General features: G+C 53.7%; 1 protein-coding gene. It reads right to left on the reverse strand.

What is annotated here, in order from left to right; translation table 11 throughout:
* On the reverse strand, nt 1–255 hold a 255-nt coding region (locus K6T82_RS24465), incomplete at both ends, for a hypothetical protein (protein WP_420828336.1).

Here is a 255-nt window from a genome sequence, read left to right on the forward strand (position 1 = left end):
TGGGTCTGGTTTGATCCTGCGTTGGAAACAGTAGGGGTTTGGTTTCTTGTTATGGTCACCTCAGAACTCGACGATGTACAGCTGCCGTTGCTGATGGTCCAACGGAATACGTTAGCACCGTAGCCCAAAGCCGTTACTCCTGATGTATTTGATGATGGCGTAGTGATTGTTCCCGCACCGCTTACCAGTGTCCACGTTCCAGTACCAACCGTAGGCGCGTTACCCGCAAGGGTCGCCGTAGCCGTTTCGCACTGG

Source organism: Flavobacterium potami (genome assembly GCF_020026915.1).
In the GTDB taxonomy this organism is placed as follows: Bacteria; Bacteroidota; Bacteroidia; order Flavobacteriales; family Flavobacteriaceae; genus Flavobacterium; species Flavobacterium potami.